Here is a 20,395-nt window from a genome sequence, read left to right as displayed (position 1 = left end):
CCCATGTGGTATCAAATTCGCACCAAGCGTCAATTACGCACCTTTAGGAGACCAGGTATGGCAAAGGATACTGCCCCCGCAACAAAAACCGGCGACTGCCCGGTGCGCAACGTGTTGAACCGGGCGCTTGGCAAGTGGCATATGCTGATCCTGTATGAGCTGTCGCACGGTCCCTTGCGCTTCAATGCGCTGCGCCGCGCCATTGGCGATGTGACCCAGCGCGTGCTGACCGAAAACCTGCGCAATCTGGAAAGAGACGGCTACCTTACCCGCGATGTGAATCCCGGCCCGCCAGTTGCGGTGATCTATGCGCTCACACCATTGGGGCAAGAGCTTGCAGATCTACAAAAGGGTCTGATGAGCTGGGCCGTGACCCGCTTGCCGGATGTAGAAGACGCCCGCGCCACCTACGATGCCCGCTGCTAATCCCATTGCCACGCTCTGGACCTGTAGAATGCCTGTCACGTAGAAAGAATGGATCCAGTGGCAGGGCACAATCCGGCCCTGCGACCTCTCCGCACCACTTCCGGCGGCTGCTTTCTTTGCGATTGCGGGCCACAAAGACACCGCAAGCTGTGTGAAAACTTCAGAATGGGTTACCCTTTTGCAGCCGGCTGTTCGGCGGCGTCCTTCTCGACACTGGGCCAAAGGGGTGCCCGCTTGCGGGGCGCCTTGGACCCTTCGGGCCCAAACCAATCCTCGTTTCGTGTTGCGAACATTGTGAGCGCCAGCGCCAGAAATGCCAGTGTGGCTCCGGCCATCAACGCATAGTCGGCCGAGCGCAGGATCAAATAGAGCACAGCATAGACAACCACCAAAACCGCTCCCAGAACCAGCGTCCGCCGTCCCAGCTTGAGCCCCATCCAGCCGTAGGCCGTCAACAAAACCACAACCGCCCCGGCCGACAACACATAAGCCAAAGCAAAGCCGATCAACTCGGCATAGGCCACCATCAGCAACACAAACAGCGACTGAGCCAAACCAACCAACAGATATTGCACCGGGTGCACCGGCTTGTCCCGGCCCTTCTCAACCAAAAGGATCGTCAGAAAAGTCAGCGCAATAAACAGGATGCCATAGCGCGCCGCGCGATAGGCCTTTTGATAAAAATCATTGGGCCGCAGATAGGTGACCCCAAAGGAAAAATCATTGCGCGCGAAGAGATCCGGATTGTCCCGTGCCGCCTGCGGCAAGGCGCGCGCCAGATGTGGGATGCGCCACTGGGCCGTAAATCCGGCTTCGCTGACCTCCCGCTCATCCGGCAGAAACGCTCCGTCAAAAGAGGGATGCTGCCAATCGCTGGAAAAGCTGACAGAACTATTGCGCCCCACCGGGGCAACTCTCAGATACTGGGCACCGTTGAATTCAAGATCCAGCGTCAACCTGCCAAGCGCACGAGGATCACCGACCATCGCCTTAATACCGTTGCCCCGTTCAGAGGGTTCAAGCGTGAACACCTGATCCGCGCTTTTTAGCACCGCCGCCCCGCGCAGAGCCCGATTGGACGAAACATAGAATTGCACAACAGCTTTGTCCCACAAGAGAACCTCGTTCCCCTCCAGCTCCGCCGTTGCAGCCTCCGAATTGAAATCAAAAGAGAAATTTGACTTCGCCTGATAGACAGGCACTTCGAATATGCCGCGTTTACGGATCTGGGCATTTGTGCTCAGATCAGCCTGATAATCTTCGGGATACAGAAAAACAGGTGCAGCGCGTTCGGTCACCTCCTCGGCGAACCGCTCCGTAACTTCTTCGCCGTGTTCATCCAGAATAACCGTTCCCCGTGCATCCACCCTGGGGCGACTGCTGAACTTCGTGACGGTGCGTTCCACGGGAATCACCAGCTGCGGACCGGACAAGACCTGCGCCCCGCCCCATTCCCGCCCGACCGTTTCAATGGTCGTCGCAGAAAAGGATTTTCGTCCCTCTACAATCTCTGCCGCAAAAAACAGAGGCACAAACATAAGCAGCACCAACAAACCCACAATCAGAAACCGGCGCCCCATCGACCGCAACATAGCATCACCCTACTTTCACTGAATTCTGAAATTATAACGCTATTTCAAAACTTTGCGCATGGCGGAAAACCCCCACTTGATACGCAAAACCCCCGCCCAGATGTCTGGGCGAGGGTCTTGAAAATCAGTTCGGCAGGCCTAGATCAGAGCGCGCGGTCGACCATCATCTTCTTGATATTGGCAATCGCCTTGGCTGGGTTCAGACCCTTAGGGCAAGTCTTTGCGCAGTTCATGATGGTGTGGCAACGGTACAGTTTGAACGGATCTTCCAACTCATCCAAACGCTCACCGGTTGCCTCGTCACGGCTGTCGATGATCCAACGATAAGCATGTAGCAACGCGGCCGGCCCAAGGTAGCGATCACCGTTCCACCAGTAGCTCGGGCATGAGGTCGAGCAGCTGGCGCACATCACGCACTCATAAAGACCATCAAGCTTTTTGCGGTCCTCAATAGACTGCTTCCACTCTTTTGCCGGGCGGTTGGTCTTGGTCTCAAGCCATGGCATGATCGAAGCGTGCTGCGCATAGAAATGCGTCAGATCCGGGATCAGGTCTTTTACCACCGGCATATGCGGCAACGGATAGATCTTCACATCGCCCTTCACCTCATCCAGACCATAAATACAGGCCAGCGTGTTGATGCCGTCGATGTTCATTGCACAGGAACCACAGATCCCTTCGCGGCAGGAGCGGCGGAAGGTCAGTGTTGGGTCGATCTCATTCTTGATCTTGATCAGCGCGTCCAGAACCATCGGACCACATTTATCCATGTCCAGGAAATATGTGTCCACGCTTGGGTTTTTGCCATCATCCGGGTTCCAGCGGTAGATCTGGAACTTTCGGACGTTCTTGGCACCCGTTGGCTTGGGCCAGGTTTTACCCGTGGTGATCCGGGAATTCTTGGGGAGTGCAAATTCGACCATCTGGACGTCTCCTACATCTTTGGCTGACAGTGTGAGCTGTCGCTATCTATTTTTATGGGCACGCGTTTTAACGAAACCAGCGCTTTGACACCTGTTTTTCAAACAACGTGTTCCCCTCACCTTTGAACGTTTCCTGATACCCCTCAGCTTTGATCCGACCAACCAAGTCGCACTGCCATTGTTTAGCATGCGCAGTTTCAATCAAAATCGCGTCGGGCAGATTTTTCCCCTGTACCGCATCAAACAAGGGCATCAGGGCTGTATCTTCGAATCCCTCAATATCGATTTTAAGAACCGATACATCATAGTCGCCGACAGCGTCTAAATACGGCGCAATAGGGCGGGTTTGAACCGGGATCTCATCCTTGTAACCAGCCTTGTCACTGACTTTAAGAGTGGATTCCCCAAAGTTTTCTTCGTGCAAACGCAGGTTAAGCACGCCCTCTTTATCAGCGAGTGCGCAGCCTTGAACCTGTACCCGGTCAAGCACCGCGTTGCGGCGAAGGTTTTCGTAAAGCCGCGCCGCCATAATCGGGTTTGGCTCAAATGATGTTATCACAGATCCCTGCCCCGCGCATTTTGCCAGAACAACTGAATACAAACCGCAGTTGGCACCAATATCCAGCACAAGCGCTTTCTTGCGAGAAACAATGTGCTTTAAACGTTCTAAAGACTTGGCCTCAGGCGGGCGGCCGTTCACCCACAAGAACTGTTCCGTGAAATTGTCGCTGGGATTTACCATCAATTCCACGTCATCAAAGGCAACAACCGAACGAGGTAAAATCGGCTTCAGGTGCTGCCGGATCTTTGGTCCGGCAGCTTTAAATGCCCTTCTCAGATGCTCAGATTCGAACTCTGACAGCCCCACTTAGAAAGTCCTTGCCTTGGGCGCGATTTTGGCCAGCGAGATGCCGCCTTCGTCCTCGGTTGTCAGCGGGTCCAGAACCACCGGGCGGAAGCTCAGATCGACCTTATTGCCTTCCACACGGGTAACCGAGTGGATGCGCCAGTTCTCATCGTCACGTGTCGCGTAATCCTCGTGGGCGTGGGCACCGCGGGATTCTTTACGCGCTTCTGCGCCAACAATTGTAGCCAATGCGTTTGGCATCAGGTTGTCGAGTTCCAGCGTCTCCATCAGGTCAGAGTTCCAGACCAGCGAGCGGTCAGTAACCTTCAGGTCGTCCATCTTGGACGCGATCGCGGTCATCTTCTCGACACCCTCTTTCAGGGTTTTGTCGGTGCGGAACACGGCGGCGTCAGACTGCATGGTCTTCTGCACTTCCAGGCGCAGCTCTGCCGTTGCCATGGAACCATTTGCATTGCGCAGCGCGTCGAAACGATCAAACGCCTTGTCGATTGAAGCCTTGTTCAAAACCGGGTTCGGCGCGTCCTTATCGACCACCTGACCGGCACGGATCGAAGCCGCGCGACCAAAGACCACCAGGTCGATCAAAGAGTTGGAGCCGAGGCGGTTGGCCCCATGCACCGAGGCACAGCCCGCTTCGCCCGCAGCCATCAGACCCGGAACAACGGCATTTGGATCGTCATTGGTTGGGTTCAGAACCTCACCCCAATAGTTGGTGGGGATACCGCCCATGTTATAGTGCACGGTCGGCAGAACCGGGATCGGCTCTTTGGTGACGTCAACACCGGCAAAGATCTTGGCGCTTTCCGAAATCCCTGGCAGGCGTTCCGCCAGCGCTTCGGCCGGCAGGTGGCTGAGGTTCAGGTGAATGTGATCGCCATGTTCGCCAACACCACGACCTTCGCGGATCTCCATGGTCATGGAGCGGGAAACGTAGTCACGCGGTGCAAGGTCTTTGTAGTTCGGTGCGTAACGTTCCATGAAACGTTCGCCTTCGGAGTTGGTAAGGTAGCCCCCCTCACCCCGTGCACCTTCGGTGATCAGACAGCCAGAACCATAAATGCCGGTCGGGTGGAACTGGACAAATTCCATGTCCTGCAGCGCCAGGCCTGCGCGGGCCACCATGCCGCCACCGTCACCAGTGCAGGTATGCGCAGAGGTCGCCGAGAAATAGGCGCGGCCATAACCACCGGTTGCCAGCACCACCATCTTGGCGTTGAAGACATGCATTGTGCCATCGTCGAGCTTCCAGCAGACGACACCCTGACACTGCCCATCCTCGGACATGATCAGGTCAATTGCAAAATACTCGATGTAGAATTCCGCGTTGTTCTTCAGCGACTGACCATACAGCGTATGCAGGATAGCGTGACCGGTCCGGTCCGCCGCCGCACAGGTCCGCTGCACCGGCGGGCCTTCACCAAACTCGGTGGTGTGGCCGCCAAAGGGGCGCTGGTAAATTTTACCTTCTTCGGTACGCGAGAACGGAACGCCGTAATGCTCTAACTCGTAAACCGCCTTGGGCGCTTCACGGGCCAGGTATTCCATTGCGTCTGTATCGCCCAGCCAGTCGGAGCCTTTGACGGTGTCATACATATGCCACTGCCAGTTATCGGGGCCCATGTTGGACAAGGACGCCGCGATACCACCCTGCGCCGCAACGGTGTGCGAGCGGGTCGGGAACACTTTGGTCACACATGCCGTCCGCAGACCCTGCTCGGCCATCCCCAGAGTCGCGCGCAGACCTGCACCACCCGCACCTACGACAACAACGTCGTATTCGTGGGTTTCATATTCATATGCTGCTGTCATGTTTTCAATCCTTCGTGGGCGGCCTTAAAGGGCGAGCTTAATCAAGGCCAAAAGGCCAGCAGCCATGACCGTGTAAGCAAATGCAGTCGCCGCAATGGAGGTCATACGCTCTGCCACGCCGTGCATATAATCCTCGATCGCCTCATTTACTTCATGCAGCGTGTGCATGACGATTACGATCATGCTGAGAGCTGTGATGATGGCGATCACCGGGTTGGAGAAATAAGCCTGCACTTCTTCGTAAGTGCCGCCAATGCCAGCACCGACTGTGAATATGAAACACGTCACTGCGGGCACCAAAAGGGTCGAAGTCACCAAGGCTTTCCAATGGGTCTTGGTCCCTTCACGACCGGCACCGAGGCCCTGAGCGCGTTTACGGTCTGTCAAATATCGCATGGCTCGCTCCTCAGACCACAATCATGGTGAATACGGTCAGGACGGTGGCACCAACAAACATGCCCAGTCCCATCTTTTCAGAAACCTCGACCTCAAGGCAGTAGCCGAAGTCCCAGATCACGTGACGCAGGCGGCCCAGCATGTGATACCAAAGTGCCCAAGTCGCGCCCAGCAACAAGAGGTCACCGATAAAGCTGCGCAGGAACCCGTCGATCCCGGAAAATGCGTCTTCAGAGGTTGCAGCAGCAAGAAGCCACCAAACCGCAAACAACGACAAAACAAAAATTGCAATGCCAGTCACCCGTACGAAAATCGAAGATGCGGAAGTCATCTGCGGGCGGTAGATCGACAAATGCGGTGAAAGCGGGCGGTTGCCCCGATTCACATCGGCCATGTTGGCTCCTTTCCGGTTAGCTGACGTCGTTTTAGCGGATTTTTGCGTCCTGTCACGCTAAGGGGGAGTAAATTTTGCACTGCAGCACCCCTGTTGGCGCTAAAAAGTATACATTGTGATCACACGAACATGTTAAGTGATCACAAATTTTCTCTGATCATTTTAGTCGGGTAGGAATCAGCCAAATGCGACCGATGTGGCAGGCAGAACCGCAGGAAAACGGATCAATTCAGCCAAATGTCGCAGGCCCAATCCTAAGCGCCGCTCAAAACCCACGCAAGACTGGTCCTGCGCGGGTGGTTGAAACCGCCCTGACCAAGCGGTGCCAAAGCGGAAAGCAGTTCAGTTGCACAAAAGAACCCCTGCGTGATCACATAATTATACCTACGCGGAAGTTCTGGAGTTTCGGCGCTCAATCAAGGATTTGGCTTCCGTCAGACCGGCATCAACGCCCAGTAGTCCAGATCCAAAAGCACCTCGGGCTTGTATTTGCCCTCTTCGCCTTTCAGAGCAAAAACGTCACCACCGGAAGTCGCGACCAGACGCAACCGGATAGCGCCGACACCAGGCGCGGATGTCTCCGCCTTGTCCAGCACTTCGGACCAGGCTCGGATGGTTGTTCCTGACAGGCACGGGTTGGCGTGGGCGCCGCCGTTCAGACCGACGATCATCTGCGCATTGGCCAACCCGTTGAACGACAGGGCCCGCGCCATGGAAATTACGTGACCGCCATAGATCAAGCGGGTGCCATCAGGGCGGGCGGTGGTGTCAAAATGGACCTTTGCCGTATTTTGCCACAGGCGGGTGGCCAGCATATGTTCAGCCTCTTCCACGGTAACGCCGTCCACGTGGTCGATAGTTTCGCCGACCTCGTAATCCCCCCAGCGATGTGCTTCCCCCGCCAGATCAAAATCATAATTGGTGAAATCCAGGCCCGCAGGGATCATCAGATCACCGGGCGCAATCACCTTGCTGAGTTCCGGGATCACGGGGTCCGGAGCCGGGGCGTTCAGGTCGCGTTTACGCACCATAACCCAGCGGACATATTCCATCACCACATCATCATTCTGATTCAGACCGCGCGTGCGCACATAAACCACACCGGTCTTGCCGTTTGAGTTCTGTTTAACGCCGATAACCTCGGAATCCGAACGCAACGTGTCGCCCTCATAAACCGGCTTCAGCCAGCGCCCTTCCGCATAGCCCAAATTGGCCACCGCGTTGAGCGACACATCCGGCACGGTCTTGCCAAACACGATATGAAACGCCGCCAGATCATCCAGCGGCGCTTTGGGCAGACCAACCGTGCGCGCGAATTCATCCGAAGAATAAAGCGCGTGACGCGCCGGGTAGAGCGCGTGATACAGCGCCCGCTCGCCACCGGATACGGTGCGCGGGACGGCGTGTTTGATCACATCGCCCACTTTGTAATCCTCGAAAAAACGGCCCGGATTGGTCTTTGCCATTAGTGCTCTCCCAGTTTTGTGTCAGGGGTGTAGGTTCCTTCCACCTCTTTCACCACGGCCTGACCACAGCGCATGACACCTTTGGCGGCATCAAAAGCATAGGTCGGTTCGCCGTGCAGCACCCAGCCCTTGTTCAGGGCGGCGGTCACTTTGTGACAAAAGGCGGATGTGTCATCTTCGCTTAGAAAACGATATAGTTTCATTGTCTTACCCTCCATTCGAGCCAATCAGCCCCCAAAGGGAGACGGGCCAACAAGCCCGTGGACATAGCCAATAGCGCCCAGCAGGACAATTGAGGCGACAAAAAACATCCCGTCCTTGGCCATTGTACCCTTGGGCCCAGGTGTCCAGTTGGGTTCGGCGCGGTTGATCACCTTGATCTCAACTACGGCCCAGACCAGCATTGACCCAAAGAGCAGGAACGAGGCCGCGTCCCAGTTCACCAAAAGGTGCGCAACGGCCCAGAGACCGAACCCCATCAGCATCGGGTGGCGCATTCCGTTCAGCAGCGCGCCCTTCTTCGGGGCCGGGCTCATCATAAAGAGGGCAACCAGTACCAGAAGGTTGTTGATCCCTTTGAGCGCCGCATTGGGGGCAGCCAGGTCGTAGACCTCGGCCGATCTATAGCCCAGCACCATCAACACGATGCTGGCGACCAGAGCCAGGGCAACCAGCCCTTTGCCCTTGTCGCCCAATTGGTCACGCGCGGCTGGGGCCAGCCGTTTGAACAGATGAGCCGCCCACCAGAGCAGGATGCCTAAGACAAGAAGTGCCATGTCAGTCTCCGCAGATATGTAAATCTGCTGAACACTTAGGCCTCGAGCGCGGCGATTGCATCAGCTTTGCCAAGAATTTCACGCGCTGTGGCCACATGGAGGTTTTCGACGATTTTACCATCCACAACAGCGACACCCTGCCCGGCGGCTTCGGCTTCCTCAAAAGCTGCGATCTGACGGCGGGCGAGGTCGATTTCTTCGTCGGACGGGGCAAAGGCGGCATTGGCCACATCAACCTGCGCCGGATGGATCAGTGTCTTGCCGTCCATCCCCATATCGCGACCTTGGGTGCATTCATCGGCCAGGCCTTCGGCATCTTTGAACGCGTTATAGACACCATCGACGATGATCTTGCCCTCAGCCTTGGCCGCCAAGAGGCACAGGGACAAACCGCCCATCAGGGGCAGACGATCGGGGCGGAAACGGGTTTGCAACTCTTTCGCCAGATCATTGGTGCCCATGACCAAACCTTCTAGCTTTGGATGTGCGGCAATCGCGGCTGCATTCAGCATGCCGCGCGGGGTTTCCATCATCGCCCACAGGGGGATATCACCGGTGATCTCTGCCAGCGCATCCAGATCGGCAGGGCTGTCGACCTTGGGCAAGAGAATCGCATCACAGCCCATTTTGGCTGCCGCTTCCGCATCTGAACGGCCCCATTTTGTATCAAGCCCGTTGATACGAACGATTTTGACCCGCGCACCAAACCCGCCGGCCCCGAGCGCTTCTGCCAAGGTCTGACGAGCGTTGTCCTTTTCCTCCAGTGAAACCGCATCTTCGAGATCAAAGATTATCGCATCCATCGGCAGGCTGCGCGCCTTGTCCAACGCCCGGGGCCTGGAGCCCGGAATGTACAAAACAGAGCGATATGGGCGGTTGCGCGCGGTCATGGATCTCTCCCATCAAGTCATAAAGTTGCCAATCAGCTACCTTTTTCGAAATATGATTTCAACACAAAATTCTCTGCAGTGCAGAAAAACTGTGCAAAGCCTGATCATATCATGTGTCTTTTTTGTCGTTGCGACAGCAGCGCGCGCGGCGTTAACCTGTTTTCAGGGACTTCCTGAGAAAGTTTTCAGTACGGAACCGAAAACATTGCATCGACCACGTGCAGGCGGATCCGTTGGCAGGAAAACCTGCCTATTCGTCAAACCGGCTTGTTCGCAGGGCGTTACGGGGGCGTGGAAAGCACCTCTGCCGACAGCCGTTCCGGAAAGGGTAAAACCCATGAAGAAGACGACTATGGCTGTAATCGCCGCGCTGGTCGCAACTGTTTCGACAGCGCCAATGGCTTCGGCCCAGAGTTCCAACCGCAACTGCGCGCCGCGTGAAGTTGTTGTGCAGCGTCTGGCCGAAAAATACGGCGAAAGCCGTAAAAGTATCGGCATCGGCCAACAAGGCACCGTGATGGAAACCTTTGCGTCCGAAGACACAGGCACCTGGACCATTACCGTAACCATGCCAACCGGCGTGACTTGCCTAGTGGCTTCGGGACAATCCTATGAGACCTTGGCTGAAGTTGTGCCTGATCCAGAAAAAGACGCGTGAAACCGTCCAGCCCGGGCCTGTACCTGCGGGCTCATCCATGCCAGTCACCGCGCGAACGGTTTGATCCTGTGTGCAGATTTCGTGCGGGACCGGTCGGCTGGCCCGATGTCACAGGCGCCAAAATGCGAATGCCGCGAATGCGGAGCCGCCGCTTTTGCGCAGGTGGATTTCCCTATGTGCCATATCGAACCTGATTATTGAGTTCACGTCCGAGACAACATCAGACCGGGTTAGGGCTTATGATGAATCTGAGTCTGAGCTTTAAAATGGATCCGAATGCAATTCGGTTGGCAGATATGGGCGAAAAAGGCGTGATCACAGGTAATAGAATCGCCTGTGCAAGTGCAGCACCATAAGCGACCGCTAGCGCGAACAGCTTGAAAATTGTGCAGATCTTTGCGCAATTTCTCGCGCTTCAGCACAAAAATCTTCGGCAGCCCCTCACCCTCCGATAGCGCAGAAAATACTTTATTTGCAGATTCTTTTGCAGCTGCGAAGGGGGTAATTTCAAGTGTTTGAAACGGTTTGGATGTGGCTCGACCCTTGCACGATGCTGCGGAAGTCCTTAGGCATCCTCATGACTTTCAACCGGACCGGAGATACATTCCAATGGCTCGACCCAAAATTGCCCTTATCGGCGCTGGCCAGATCGGCGGCACCCTGGCGCACCTCGCAGCCCTGAAAGAACTTGGTGACGTTGTTCTGTTTGACATTGCAGAAGGCACCCCCGAAGGCAAAGCGCTGGACATCGCTGAATCCGGTCCGTCGGAAGGGTTTGATGCCACACTGAAAGGCACCCAGGATTACGCCGACATTGCTGGCGCGGATGTTGTAATCGTGACCGCAGGTGTACCGCGCAAGCCCGGCATGAGCCGCGACGACCTGATCGGCATCAACCTCAAGGTGATGAAATCCGTTGGCGAAGGCATCCGCGACAACGCGCCGGACGCATTTGTAATCTGCATCACCAACCCGCTGGACGCGATGGTTTGGGCGCTGCAGCAGTTCTCTGGTCTGCCGGCACACAAAGTCTGCGGCATGGCCGGTGTTCTGGATTCGGCCCGTTTCCGCCACTTCCTGGCCGAAGAATTCAATGTCTCCATGAAAGACGTCACTGCATTTGTTCTGGGCGGCCACGGCGACACCATGGTTCCGTCTGTGCGCTATTCCACCGTTGCAGGCATCCCGCTGCCGGATCTGGTTGCAATGGGCTGGACCACTCAAGAGAAGCTGGACGCGATTGTTCAGCGCACCCGTGACGGCGGCGCAGAAATTGTTGGCCTGCTGAAAACCGGCTCTGCCTATTATGCCCCCGCAACCTCGGCGATCGAGATGGCGGAAGCCTATCTGAAAGATCAAAAGCGCGTTCTGCCCTGCGCGGCCTATTGCACCGGCGAAATCGGCGTGAAGGACATGTACGTTGGCGTTCCGACCGTAATTGGCGCAGGCGGCATCGAGAAGATCGTAGACATCACCCTGACCAAAGAAGAGCAGGAAATGTTCGACAACTCTGTCAACGCGGTTAAAGGTCTTGTTGAAGCCTGCAAAAGCATCGACAGCTCGCTGGCGTAAGCCATCAGGCAAAACAGAAAAAATAGGGGCACATCTGATGTCCCTATTTTGCATTTTGTTCGTTTAAACTACAGTCGGATAAATTTTAGCACATGGCATATGTTACGCAGACGCCTACTTTTCTGCGCCCGCAATTGTGCTAGCTTCCGTTGGCGTCGGGTTTTCACTATGTGTCGCGCTCAAGGCCGCATCAAAGCTTTTTTCATCCAGGTCTACTCTCAGACCAGGCCAAGTACTTTCAATGGCGGGACGAGGATCAAAGCGTTTGCGCATTAATTTTCCGTGTGCTTCAAGCTTTTGCGCCTGAAAATCATCCACGGTCTGCACCGCATTGAACAGGTGATCGAGCCCTTTTGGGCCTTCCCTCTTCAGAACATCTAACATTTGACTAATGGTTCTGGTTCGGCTTGGTTGCAGCCCTGGACGACTGGGGTCGTTTTGCTTGGCGTGGTAGCGCCAAACCAGTCGCTGCATTTTTTTGGCCCAATGAGCGTTGGTAAAACTATCAAAATGCAACAATGCAGCTTCTGGGTAATAGATCCGAGCTGGATTATTGGCCCAGTCCGCCCGCGGTGCAGGTTGATGCACATCGGGGAGCAGCCCAACGCCTAGGCGGAAAAAGGATTTATAACCGCTGTAGGCCGAAAGGCCTCGGTGCAAAAGCCCTGTATGCGCACCATAAATTTCCTTAAACAACTCAGCATCTGCATCGCTTATTTTCTCGCTTTCTCGCACAAACGGCAAACGAAACACCCCGTCAAAAACATCTTTTGGCGGCCGAGACTGCAAATACACGCGTTCCGCATTTGGGATGGATAGAACAAAAATATCCTCTGGCAAATCAGCGAGAGTTCCCAAAACTTTGTCGCTGTCGATCAGGAATTCATCTGCATCTATGTGTAACAGCCATTGGCATTTGCTGTGTTTGAACGCATGCCGCATATTGTGTTTCTGACGACCAATGATCACGTCGGGGCGCATTCCTTTATGCGCATTTTCCCAGTATGTCTGGTCCGTGACGGTGATTTTGACCCGGTCATCGCCTGCGACCAACTCCTCAAGCGTCGTGTCGGAACGCTCTAGATAAAGATGCATTTCCCGCGCGCCGATTGACAAATGATACGCAACGAAACTGATCAACAAAGGAGTGGGCTCCAGCGCCGTGGTAACGGTACCCCAAAGGCGTAAATCCTTATTTTTACGCCATTTATTCCAGAAACGCATCTTAGTTCTCCTGCATGACCATCACAGGTGTTGTTATCATCGCTCCCAACTTCGCGGCTACTGCAAACTGTGCAAGTTCCAAAAGACAGGTACAATTCGTTCCCTCAATGCCCTAGGGGGCAATTCGCTTCAAGTCCGCACAAGCAGACTCTTGGAAGTCCCGCACCGCATCACTCCTGAAGAACATATCATGCAAATCTCTACCCACTGGCCACGTCCAGTTGGCGGCCTTCGTGACTAAAACGAACATATTGAGACATGCGAATCACGTTAGCGCCCATCGCTTCAGCGCTTGTGATCACACCCAGAAATACCGTGATCACAAAATCAAAAAATCTTCAATATTTCTTCTACCCCGGTCAAATAATCCTTTAACCCTTGGGTCTATCTGGTCTCAATACAGATGGACAATTGTAGCCAGACGGGACAGTTTCTCATGAACATCCATGAATACCAGGCCAAGGCCCTTTTGAAGAGCTATGGCGCGCCAGTATCTGAAGGTCGCGCTGTACTGAAAGCAGAAGACGCCAAAACCGCAGCAGGTGAGCTGGACGGCCCTCTTTGGGTTGTAAAAGCGCAGATCCACGCAGGTGGTCGCGGCAAAGGCTCCTTTAAGGAAGCAGACGCCGGCGAAAAAGGCGGTGTACGCCTGACCAAATCGGTGGAAGAAGCGGCTGAGGAAGCCAAGAAGATGCTGGGCCGCACCCTGGTCACGCATCAGACCGGCCCGGCGGGCAAGCAGGTCAACCGGATCTATATCGAAGCAGGTTCTGGCATCCAGACCGAGCTGTACCTGGCGCTGCTGGTCGATCGCCAGACCTCGCGCATTTCCTTTGTCTGCTCCACCGAGGGTGGCATGGACATCGAAGAGGTTGCCGAGAGCACCCCTGAGAAGATCCTGTCGTTCTCTGTTGATCCGGCCACCGGTTACCAGCCGTATCACGGCCGCCGCATCGCCTTCTCCCTGGGCCTGGAAGGCACACAGGTCAAAGAATGCGTCAAGCTGATGGGGCAGCTGTACCAAGCCTTCGTTGAGAAGGACATGGAGATGCTGGAGATCAACCCGCTGATCGTGACCGACACCGGTACGCTCAAGGTTCTGGACGCGAAGCTGGGCTTTGATGGCAACGCGGTCTACCGCCACGCCGATATCGCAGCTCTGCGCGACGAGACCGAAGAAGACCCCAAAGAGCTGGAAGCGTCGAAATACGACCTGAACTACATCGCGCTTGATGGTGAGATCGGCTGTATGGTGAACGGTGCGGGTCTGGCGATGGCCACAATGGACATCATCAAACTGTACGGTGCTGAGCCTGCGAACTTCCTTGATGTTGGTGGCGGTGCGACCAAAGAGAAAGTGACCGAGGCGTTCAAGATCATCACCTCTGACCCGAACGTCAAAGGCATCCTGGTCAACATCTTTGGTGGCATCATGCGCTGCGACGTGATCGCAGAAGGCGTGATTGCGGCTGTAAAAGAAGTTGGTCTGGAAGTGCCGCTGGTTGTGCGTCTCGAAGGTACCAATGTTGAGCTCGGCAAAGAGATCATCAACAACTCGGGCCTGGACGTCATCGCAGCGGACAACCTGTCCGACGGTGCCGAGAAAATCGTGAAGGCGGTTAAGGGTTAATCGTTGCAGATGTTGAAACCGTTACTTCTCGTTGCTGCACTTGTAGGTCTGGCTGCTTGCCAGACCACAACAAGTGTTCCTGTGCAAAACGATAACACTCCGCTCGAAGCTGTTCAGCCAATTTCCGCGGAACGTGCTGTAGCCCTCTTCAAGGCAACATGCGGTGCATCGTTGCCGAATTTTGCAAACCTGAAGTCCAAGTTGGTGCAGAACGGGTTTACTCATAAAGAACCGACTGGAACTGTTTTCAACATCCGCGAAGACGCTTCGGTAAAGCTTCTCAACGGCCCTGGCGCTGGTCGGTCCTGCTCTTTTGTATACGCGAGCCAACAGTCACGTGACGTGGCATTCGCTGCATATGAAAAAACCTTTGGACCGATTGCACAAACGCCACTTGGCCAGACTGCAGGCTACCAAAGCGGCGGCAAGACAACGCTTGTTTTGCTGACTGACCCCACGCGATCGAACGGATTGAATTACTTCAAGCTAAGCCTGTTGTCACAACGGTAACTTATGAAACTCGCGACGTATCTCATATCTCTGACCCGGGCGACCGGGCGACATGCCCAGATGGGCGTGACGCTTGCGGAGGCGCAGGTGGAGGCGGATTACGTCGAGGCGGTGGATTTGCAGGACACCCCGGAAGACAAGCTGTTGCAGCAGTGCAAGAGCTTTGGCCCCTGGGGTGTGTTTGCGCCGGGCAATATGGCCTGCACGCTGAGCCATGCAAAAGTCTGGGAGACTTTTCTGGCCTCGGATGCGGATGTGGCGCTGGTGCTGGAGGATGATGTCTTCCTGTCGCCGGAACTGCATCACTGGCTTGAGGACCTCAGCTGGTGGCCGGAAGGCTGCCAGATGGTCAGCCTGGAGTTCTGGCGCAGCAAATCAATGCGGGTTCTGTTGGGGGCGTCTTCGCGCTCTCATCTGGGTCGCAAGATTGCGCCAATGTTGTCCCGCTATCCTGGTGCCGCCGGCTATATGCTGACGCGCCAAGGGGCCGAGGTTATGCTGGCGCAGGCACCGTTTGACATGACGGTGGATGCGCTTCTGTTCAATCCGATGGTTTCCGCGCCTGCACGGGATCTGAAGCCTTATCAAATCGCACCTGCCCTGATCAAACAGGGCAATACGCCTCCTGACGAAGGCAGCTTTCTGGGGCATGCCGCGCGCAAGCCTTCGGGAGAGCTTTTGAAACGTCAAAAACGCCTGCGGGGCATCGCGGAATTGAAAGCCGTGCCCCTGCAACTCCTTCGTCTGGTCACGGGGGCCGCGCGTCTGACGCGTGTGACCTATGCCGACCGGACATTCACCGACGACAGCGCGGCGGCTGCCGCACAGGCACAAACCGCATAATCGAAAGGAAGGGACATCATGGCAGTCCTCATCGACGAAAACACCAAAGTGATCTGTCAGGGCTTTACCGGCTCGCAGGGCACATTCCACTCTGAACAAGCCATCGCATACGGCACCAAAATGGTTGGCGGCGTCACCCCCGGCAAAGGTGGCCAGACCCACCTGAACCTGCCCGTGTTCAACTCTGTTCACGAAGCAAAGCACGTGACCGAAGCCAATGCCTCTGTGATCTATGTTCCCCCGCCCTTCGCAGCTGACTCGATCCTCGAAGCGATCGACGCGGAAATGGAGCTGATTGTCTGCATCACCGAAGGCATTCCGGTGCTGGACATGATGAAGGTAAAGCGCGCGCTGGAAGACAGCAAATCGCGCCTGATTGGCCCCAACTGCCCCGGCGTGATCACCCCTGATGCATGTAAGATCGGCATTATGCCTGGTCACATCCACAAGCGTGGCTCGGTTGGCGTTGTGTCCCGTTCCGGCACCCTTACCTATGAAGCGGTTAAACAGACCGCAGACATCGGTTTGGGCCAGTCCACCGCTGTGGGCATCGGCGGCGACCCGATCAAAGGCACCGAGCACATCGACGTACTGGACATGTTCCTGGACGATGATGAGACCCATTCGATCATCATGATCGGTGAAATCGGTGGTTCCGCGGAAGAAGAAGCCGCCGAATTCCTGGCCGAGCAGAAGAAAAAAGGCCGCTGGAAGCCGGTTGCTGGCTTCATCGCTGGCCGTACCGCCCCTCCGGGCCGTCGCATGGGTCACGCAGGCGCGATTGTTGCCGGTGGTAAAGGCGGCGCAGACGACAAGATCGAAGCGATGAAATCCGCTGGCATCGTTGTTGCCGACAGCCCCGCTGGTCTGGGCGAAGCTGTTCTGAAAGCGATCGGCAAGTAATGCCGAACCGAGACTGTCCCTTTGACAGGCTCGACCTGAAGAATTGGGGTGGGCGTTTTGCGCCCGCCTCTGCGCCTGCGCGCCCCAGCAACCTGTACGATTGTGCTGCCAATCGGGCACAAGTGCCCTATTCGCAGCGCGATCCGGTCCGGGTTTCATTCTTCTGAAACCCCTTCAAGGCCACGCTGCCGCAATTGAACTGAAAAGATACGGTCCGAACCCGAACGAGGCACACCAATGACCAGGACAACTTGCTCCATTCGTATCTTAAATCCATTGCCCGTTGGAGCCGCCGCTTTTTGCTGTGTGCTGTTTTCCGTCACCTCAGCCGCTGCCATTACCGCGCCGCGTCAGGGGGTGCTGAACTTTGAACCCGGCACCAAGATCGAAGACATCAAAGCCCGGCTTGCAAATGAAATCTGCAAGGGCGCCGGTTCCATCACCATCACATCCGGACCGGAACCGGCCCTAGACCCGACCAAGGAACAGGTGACGTTTGAATGCAAACCCTGATCCGCGCCCTTCACCCGTATACCGTCTCTTCGGGAGCCTAATATGACCGAACAAAGCCCAAATGACATCTTCCACGCCTCCTCTTTCATGCAGGGGCACAATGCGGAGTACCTGGAGCAGCTTTATGCCCAATACGCCAATGACCCAAATGCCGTTGACCAGGCCTGGGCTGAGTTCTTCCGCCAAATGGGCGATGCAGAGCTGGACGTAAAAGCCGAAGCGCAGGGCCCGTCCTGGGCGCGCGGTGACTGGCCGCCGGTACCTGCGGATGAAGACACCGCAGCGCTGACTGGCGAGTGGCCGGTGGCCCCGGCTGAAGCCAAAGGCGCTGGTAAGAAGATCAAGGAAAAGGCCGCCGCCAAAGGTGTCGAGATTTCGGACGCGCAGGTTCAGCGCGCCGTTCTGGACTCGATCCGCGCGTTGATGCTGATCCGTGCCTACCGCATTCGGGGCCACCTGGCAGCTGATCTGGACCCGTTGGGCCTGCAGGGGCGGACCTCACATCCGGAGCTGGACCCGACCGCTTATGGGTTTACCGAAGCGGATATGGATCGCCCGATCTTTATCGACAATGTTCTGGGTCTGCAGGTCGCTTCCATGCGCCAGATTGTGGACATTGTGCGCCGCACCTATTGCGGTACCTTTGCGCTGCAGTACATGCATATTTCGGACCCCGAACAGTCTGCATGGCTGAAAGAGCGGATCGAGGGCTACGGAAAGGAAATCCAGTTCACCCGTGAAGGGCGCAAGGCGATCCTGAACAAACTGGTCGAAGCCGAGGGTTTCGAGAAGTTCCTGCACGTCAAATACATGGGCACCAAACGCTTTGGTCTGGACGGCGGTGAAAGCCTGATCCCGGCAATGGAGCAGATCATCAAACGTGGTGGTAACCTGGGTGTTCAGGAGATCGTGGTGGGCATGCCGCACCGGGGCCGTCTGTCGGTTCTGGCGAATGTGATGCAAAAGCCCTATCGCGCGATCTTCAACGAATTCCAGGGCGGCTCGTTCAAACCCGAGGACGTGGATGGCTCTGGTGACGTGAAATATCACCTTGGCGCCTCGTCCGACCGTGAATTTGACAACAACAAGGTGCACCTGTCGCTGACCGCGAACCCCTCGCACCTGGAAGCGGTGAACCCGGTTGTTCTGGGCAAAGTGCGCGCCAAACAGGACCAGCTGAACGACGCGTCGCGTACCAAGGTTCTGCCGATCCTTCTGCATGGTGATGCGGCCTTTGCGGGCCAGGGCGTGGTTGCGGAATGTTTCGCCCTGTCCGGTCTGCGCGGTCACCGCACGGGCGGCACCATCCATATCGTTGTGAACAACCAGATCGGCTTTACCACCGCGCCTCATTTCTCGCGCTCGAGCCCCTACCCGACCGACAACGCGCTGGTGGTCGAAGCCCCGATCTTCCACGTGAACGGCGACGACCCCGAGGCCGTAGTGCATGCGGCCAAGGTAGCAACCGAGTTCCGCCAGAAATTCGGCAAGGACGTGGTGCTGGACATTTTCTGCTATCGTCGGTTTGGGCACAACGAAGGCGACGAGCCGATGTTCACCAACCCCTTGATGTACAAGAAGATCAAGGGTCACAAAACCACTCTGTCGCTTTATACCGAGCGTCTGGTCAAGGACGGCCTGATCCCGGAAGGCGAGATCGAGGACATGAAGGCCGCGTTCCAGGCACATCTGAACGAAGAGTTCGAGGCCGGCAAAGACTTTAAACCCAACAAAGCCGACTGGCTGGATGGGCGCTGGTCACATCTGGATAAGCAGGACGCGGATTACCAACGCGGTGAGACCGCGATCAAGCCGGAAACACTGGCCGAAGTGGGCCGTGGCCTGACCAACCTGCCCGAAGGTTATCCGGTGCACAAAACCATCAACCGGTTCCTGAGTGCCCGCGCCAAGATGTTTGAAACTGGCGAAGGTTTTGACTGGGCCACTGGTGAGGCGATGGCGTTTGGCTCTTTGATGACCGAAGGGTATCCGGTCCGTCTGGCCGGTCAGGATGCGACCCGCGGCACCTTCTCGCAGCGCCATTCCGGCATTGTGAACCAGGACACCGAAGAGCGTTACTACCCGCTGAACAACATCCGCGCCGGTCAGGCCCAGTATGAGGTCATCGACTCGGCCCTGTCGGAATATGCGGTTCTGGGGTTTGAATATGGCTACTCGCTGGCGGAACCCAATGCGCTGACCCTGTGGGAAGCCCAGTTCGGTGATTTTGCCAATGGCGCGCAGATCATGTTTGACCAGTTCGTCTCCTCCGGTGAAAGCAAATGGCTGCGGATGTCCGGTCTTGTCTGCCTGCTACCACATGGGTTTGAGGGCCAGGGTCCTGAACACTCTTCGGCACGTCTGGAACGGTTCCTGCAAATGTGTGGCCAGGACAACTGGATCGTGGCGAACTGCACAACGCCTGCGAACTACTTCCACATCCTGCGCCGTCAGCTGCACCGGACCTTCCGCAAGCCGCTGATCCTGGTGACTCCGAAATCCCTGCTACGTCACAAGCTGGCGGTATCAAAGGCAGAGGAATTCACAACCGGTTCTAGCTTCCACCGCGTATTGTGGGATGATGCGGAGACGGGTGCGTCAGCGACCAAACTGGTGTCGGATGACAAGATCAAGCGTGTCGTCCTGTGTTCCGGCAAGGTCTACTATGACCTCTTGGAAGAGCGTGATGCGCGCGGCATCGACGATATCTATATCATGCGGATCGAGCAGTATTATCCGTTCCCGGCGATCTCACTGGTGAAGGAGCTGGAGCGGTTCAAAGATGCACATATGGTTTGGTGCCAGGAAGAGCCCAAGAACCAAGGTGCCTGGTCCTTTATCGAGCCCAATATCGAATGGGTGCTGACCCGTATCAAAGCGAAACATTCGCGCCCGGCCTATGTCGGTCGCGCCACCTCGGCCTCGCCTGCGACAGGTCTGGCCAGCGAACACAAAGCCCAACAAGCCGCGCTTGTAAACGAAGCGCTAAGCATCTGAGGAAG

Annotated in this window: 20 protein-coding genes; 9 read left to right on the top strand and 11 right to left on the bottom strand. The window is 56.1% G+C overall.

Going from position 1 to position 20,395, the window contains the following annotated elements; genetic code table 11:
• Window positions 1–57: 57 nt before the first annotated feature.
• Window positions 58–426, top strand: a complete 369-nt coding sequence (locus tag ACXAEW_RS09960) for a winged helix-turn-helix transcriptional regulator (protein WP_474941171.1) — start codon at window positions 58–60, stop codon at window positions 424–426.
• 170 nt (window positions 427–596) lie between these two features.
• Here the strand turns inward: ACXAEW_RS09960 and creD are convergent, their stop codons facing one another.
• From creD to ACXAEW_RS09910, 10 genes are all read right to left on the bottom strand, one after another.
• Entirely contained in the window at window positions 597–2,018 is a 1,422-nt protein-coding gene (creD, locus tag ACXAEW_RS09955; RefSeq protein WP_474941170.1) for a cell envelope integrity protein CreD, read from the bottom strand.
• Between the two features lie 143 nt (window positions 2,019–2,161).
• Complete coding sequence (locus tag ACXAEW_RS09950) at window positions 2,162–2,941, bottom strand: succinate dehydrogenase iron-sulfur subunit (RefSeq protein ID WP_474941169.1); 780 nt, start codon at window positions 2,939–2,941, stop codon at window positions 2,162–2,164.
• Between the two features lie 67 nt (window positions 2,942–3,008).
• Window positions 3,009–3,809, bottom strand: a complete 801-nt coding sequence (locus tag ACXAEW_RS09945; protein ID WP_474941168.1) for an FkbM family methyltransferase — start codon at window positions 3,807–3,809, stop codon at window positions 3,009–3,011.
• On the bottom strand, window positions 3,810–5,618 hold the full coding sequence (gene sdhA / locus ACXAEW_RS09940) for a succinate dehydrogenase flavoprotein subunit (protein WP_474941167.1): 1,809 nt from the start codon (window positions 5,616–5,618) through the stop codon (window positions 3,810–3,812). It lies immediately after the preceding gene.
• Between the two features lie 24 nt (window positions 5,619–5,642).
• Window positions 5,643–6,014 (bottom strand): succinate dehydrogenase, hydrophobic membrane anchor protein, encoded by a 372-nt coding sequence (gene sdhD / locus ACXAEW_RS09935; RefSeq protein ID WP_474941166.1) that lies wholly within the window; start codon window positions 6,012–6,014, stop codon window positions 5,643–5,645.
• A gap of 10 nt (window positions 6,015–6,024) precedes the next feature.
• Window positions 6,025–6,408 carry a succinate dehydrogenase, cytochrome b556 subunit gene (sdhC, locus tag ACXAEW_RS09930; RefSeq protein WP_474941165.1) on the bottom strand — a complete coding sequence of 128 codons (384 nt, stop codon included), beginning with the start codon at window positions 6,406–6,408 and terminating at the stop codon, window positions 6,025–6,027.
• 434 nt (window positions 6,409–6,842) lie between these two features.
• Window positions 6,843–7,874 carry a MaoC family dehydratase gene (locus ACXAEW_RS09925; RefSeq protein WP_474941164.1) on the bottom strand — a complete coding sequence of 344 codons (1,032 nt, stop codon included), beginning with the start codon at window positions 7,872–7,874 and terminating at the stop codon, window positions 6,843–6,845.
• Window positions 7,874–8,077, bottom strand: a complete 204-nt coding sequence (locus ACXAEW_RS09920; RefSeq protein WP_474941163.1) for a DUF1737 domain-containing protein — start codon at window positions 8,075–8,077, stop codon at window positions 7,874–7,876. Before ACXAEW_RS09920 ends, ACXAEW_RS09925 begins: the two co-directional genes overlap by 1 nt.
• Window positions 8,078–8,101: 24 nt before the next feature.
• Entirely contained in the window at window positions 8,102–8,650 is a 549-nt protein-coding gene (locus ACXAEW_RS09915; RefSeq protein WP_474941162.1) for an NnrU family protein, read from the bottom strand.
• A 35-nt stretch (window positions 8,651–8,685) separates the two neighbouring features.
• The gene (locus ACXAEW_RS09910) at window positions 8,686–9,540 is read right to left on the bottom strand and encodes an HpcH/HpaI aldolase/citrate lyase family protein (RefSeq protein WP_474941161.1); all 855 of its coding nucleotides are present in this window, start codon (window positions 9,538–9,540) and stop codon (window positions 8,686–8,688) included.
• A gap of 337 nt (window positions 9,541–9,877) precedes the next feature.
• Between ACXAEW_RS09910 and ACXAEW_RS09905 the strand changes: the two genes are divergently transcribed.
• Both ACXAEW_RS09905 and mdh read left to right on the top strand, forming a co-directional pair.
• Entirely contained in the window at window positions 9,878–10,198 is a 321-nt protein-coding gene (locus ACXAEW_RS09905) for a hypothetical protein (RefSeq protein ID WP_474941160.1), read from the top strand.
• A gap of 609 nt (window positions 10,199–10,807) precedes the next feature.
• A complete protein-coding gene (mdh, locus tag ACXAEW_RS09900; RefSeq protein WP_474941159.1) occupies window positions 10,808–11,770 on the top strand; it encodes a malate dehydrogenase in 963 nt (320 codons plus the stop codon).
• Between the two features lie 114 nt (window positions 11,771–11,884).
• On the opposite strand, the gene ACXAEW_RS09895 is transcribed toward mdh, so the two are convergent.
• Window positions 11,885–12,994: a glycosyltransferase family 2 protein gene (locus tag ACXAEW_RS09895; protein ID WP_474941158.1), complete on the bottom strand. Its 1,110-nt coding sequence runs from the start codon at window positions 12,992–12,994 to the stop codon at window positions 11,885–11,887.
• Between the two features lie 436 nt (window positions 12,995–13,430).
• Between ACXAEW_RS09895 and sucC the strand changes: the two genes are divergently transcribed.
• From sucC to ACXAEW_RS09865, 6 genes are all read left to right on the top strand, one after another.
• Complete coding sequence (gene sucC, locus ACXAEW_RS09890; protein ID WP_153215732.1) at window positions 13,431–14,624, top strand: ADP-forming succinate--CoA ligase subunit beta; 1,194 nt, start codon at window positions 13,431–13,433, stop codon at window positions 14,622–14,624.
• 3 nt (window positions 14,625–14,627) lie between these two features.
• A complete protein-coding gene (locus ACXAEW_RS09885) occupies window positions 14,628–15,134 on the top strand; it encodes a hypothetical protein (RefSeq protein WP_153215731.1) in 507 nt (168 codons plus the stop codon).
• 3 nt (window positions 15,135–15,137) lie between these two features.
• Window positions 15,138–15,977, top strand: coding sequence for a glycosyltransferase family 25 protein (locus ACXAEW_RS09880; RefSeq protein WP_474941157.1), 840 nt, complete (start codon window positions 15,138–15,140; stop codon window positions 15,975–15,977).
• 18 nt (window positions 15,978–15,995) lie between these two features.
• Window positions 15,996–16,880, top strand: coding sequence for a succinate--CoA ligase subunit alpha (gene sucD / locus ACXAEW_RS09875; RefSeq protein WP_474941156.1), 885 nt, complete (start codon window positions 15,996–15,998; stop codon window positions 16,878–16,880).
• 237 nt (window positions 16,881–17,117) lie between these two features.
• Window positions 17,118–17,393 (top strand): hypothetical protein, encoded by a 276-nt coding sequence (locus ACXAEW_RS09870; RefSeq protein ID WP_153215728.1) that lies wholly within the window; start codon window positions 17,118–17,120, stop codon window positions 17,391–17,393.
• Window positions 17,394–17,435: 42 nt separating this feature from the next.
• Entirely contained in the window at window positions 17,436–20,390 is a 2,955-nt protein-coding gene (locus ACXAEW_RS09865) for a 2-oxoglutarate dehydrogenase E1 component (RefSeq protein WP_474941155.1), read from the top strand.
• The last annotated feature ends 5 nt before the right edge of the window (window positions 20,391–20,395 follow it).

This window comes from Epibacterium sp. ABZ3_068, assembly GCF_056159265.1.
This window is presented reverse-complemented; position numbering and strand designations above follow the sequence as displayed.

Bases quoted from the DNA above. Each gene is read 5' to 3' on its own strand.
- ACXAEW_RS09960 (WP_474941171.1), top strand. From the start codon at position 58: ATGGCAAAGGATACTGCCCCCGCAACAAAAACCGGCGACTGCCCGGTG.
- creD (WP_474941170.1), bottom strand. From the start codon at position 2,018: ATGTTGCGGTCGATGGGGCGCCGGTTTCTGATTGTGGGTTTGTTGGTG.
- ACXAEW_RS09950 (WP_474941169.1), bottom strand. From the start codon at position 2,941: ATGGTCGAATTTGCACTCCCCAAGAATTCCCGGATCACCACGGGTAAA.
- sdhA (WP_474941167.1), bottom strand. From the start codon at position 5,618: ATGACAGCAGCATATGAATATGAAACCCACGAATACGACGTTGTTGTC.
- sdhD (WP_474941166.1), bottom strand. From the start codon at position 6,014: ATGCGATATTTGACAGACCGTAAACGCGCTCAGGGCCTCGGTGCCGGT.
- sdhC (WP_474941165.1), bottom strand. From the start codon at position 6,408: ATGGCCGATGTGAATCGGGGCAACCGCCCGCTTTCACCGCATTTGTCG.
- ACXAEW_RS09925 (WP_474941164.1), bottom strand. From the start codon at position 7,874: ATGGCAAAGACCAATCCGGGCCGTTTTTTCGAGGATTACAAAGTGGGC.
- ACXAEW_RS09920 (WP_474941163.1), bottom strand. From the start codon at position 8,077: ATGAAACTATATCGTTTTCTAAGCGAAGATGACACATCCGCCTTTTGT.
- ACXAEW_RS09915 (WP_474941162.1), bottom strand. From the start codon at position 8,650: ATGGCACTTCTTGTCTTAGGCATCCTGCTCTGGTGGGCGGCTCATCTG.
- ACXAEW_RS09910 (WP_474941161.1), bottom strand. From the start codon at position 9,540: ATGACCGCGCGCAACCGCCCATATCGCTCTGTTTTGTACATTCCGGGC.
- ACXAEW_RS09905 (WP_474941160.1), top strand. From the start codon at position 9,878: ATGAAGAAGACGACTATGGCTGTAATCGCCGCGCTGGTCGCAACTGTT.
- mdh (WP_474941159.1), top strand. From the start codon at position 10,808: ATGGCTCGACCCAAAATTGCCCTTATCGGCGCTGGCCAGATCGGCGGC.
- ACXAEW_RS09895 (WP_474941158.1), bottom strand. From the start codon at position 12,994: ATGCGTTTCTGGAATAAATGGCGTAAAAATAAGGATTTACGCCTTTGG.
- sucC (WP_153215732.1), top strand. From the start codon at position 13,431: ATGAACATCCATGAATACCAGGCCAAGGCCCTTTTGAAGAGCTATGGC.
- ACXAEW_RS09880 (WP_474941157.1), top strand. From the start codon at position 15,138: ATGAAACTCGCGACGTATCTCATATCTCTGACCCGGGCGACCGGGCGA.
- sucD (WP_474941156.1), top strand. From the start codon at position 15,996: ATGGCAGTCCTCATCGACGAAAACACCAAAGTGATCTGTCAGGGCTTT.
- ACXAEW_RS09870 (WP_153215728.1), top strand. From the start codon at position 17,118: ATGACCAGGACAACTTGCTCCATTCGTATCTTAAATCCATTGCCCGTT.
- ACXAEW_RS09865 (WP_474941155.1), top strand. From the start codon at position 17,436: ATGACCGAACAAAGCCCAAATGACATCTTCCACGCCTCCTCTTTCATG.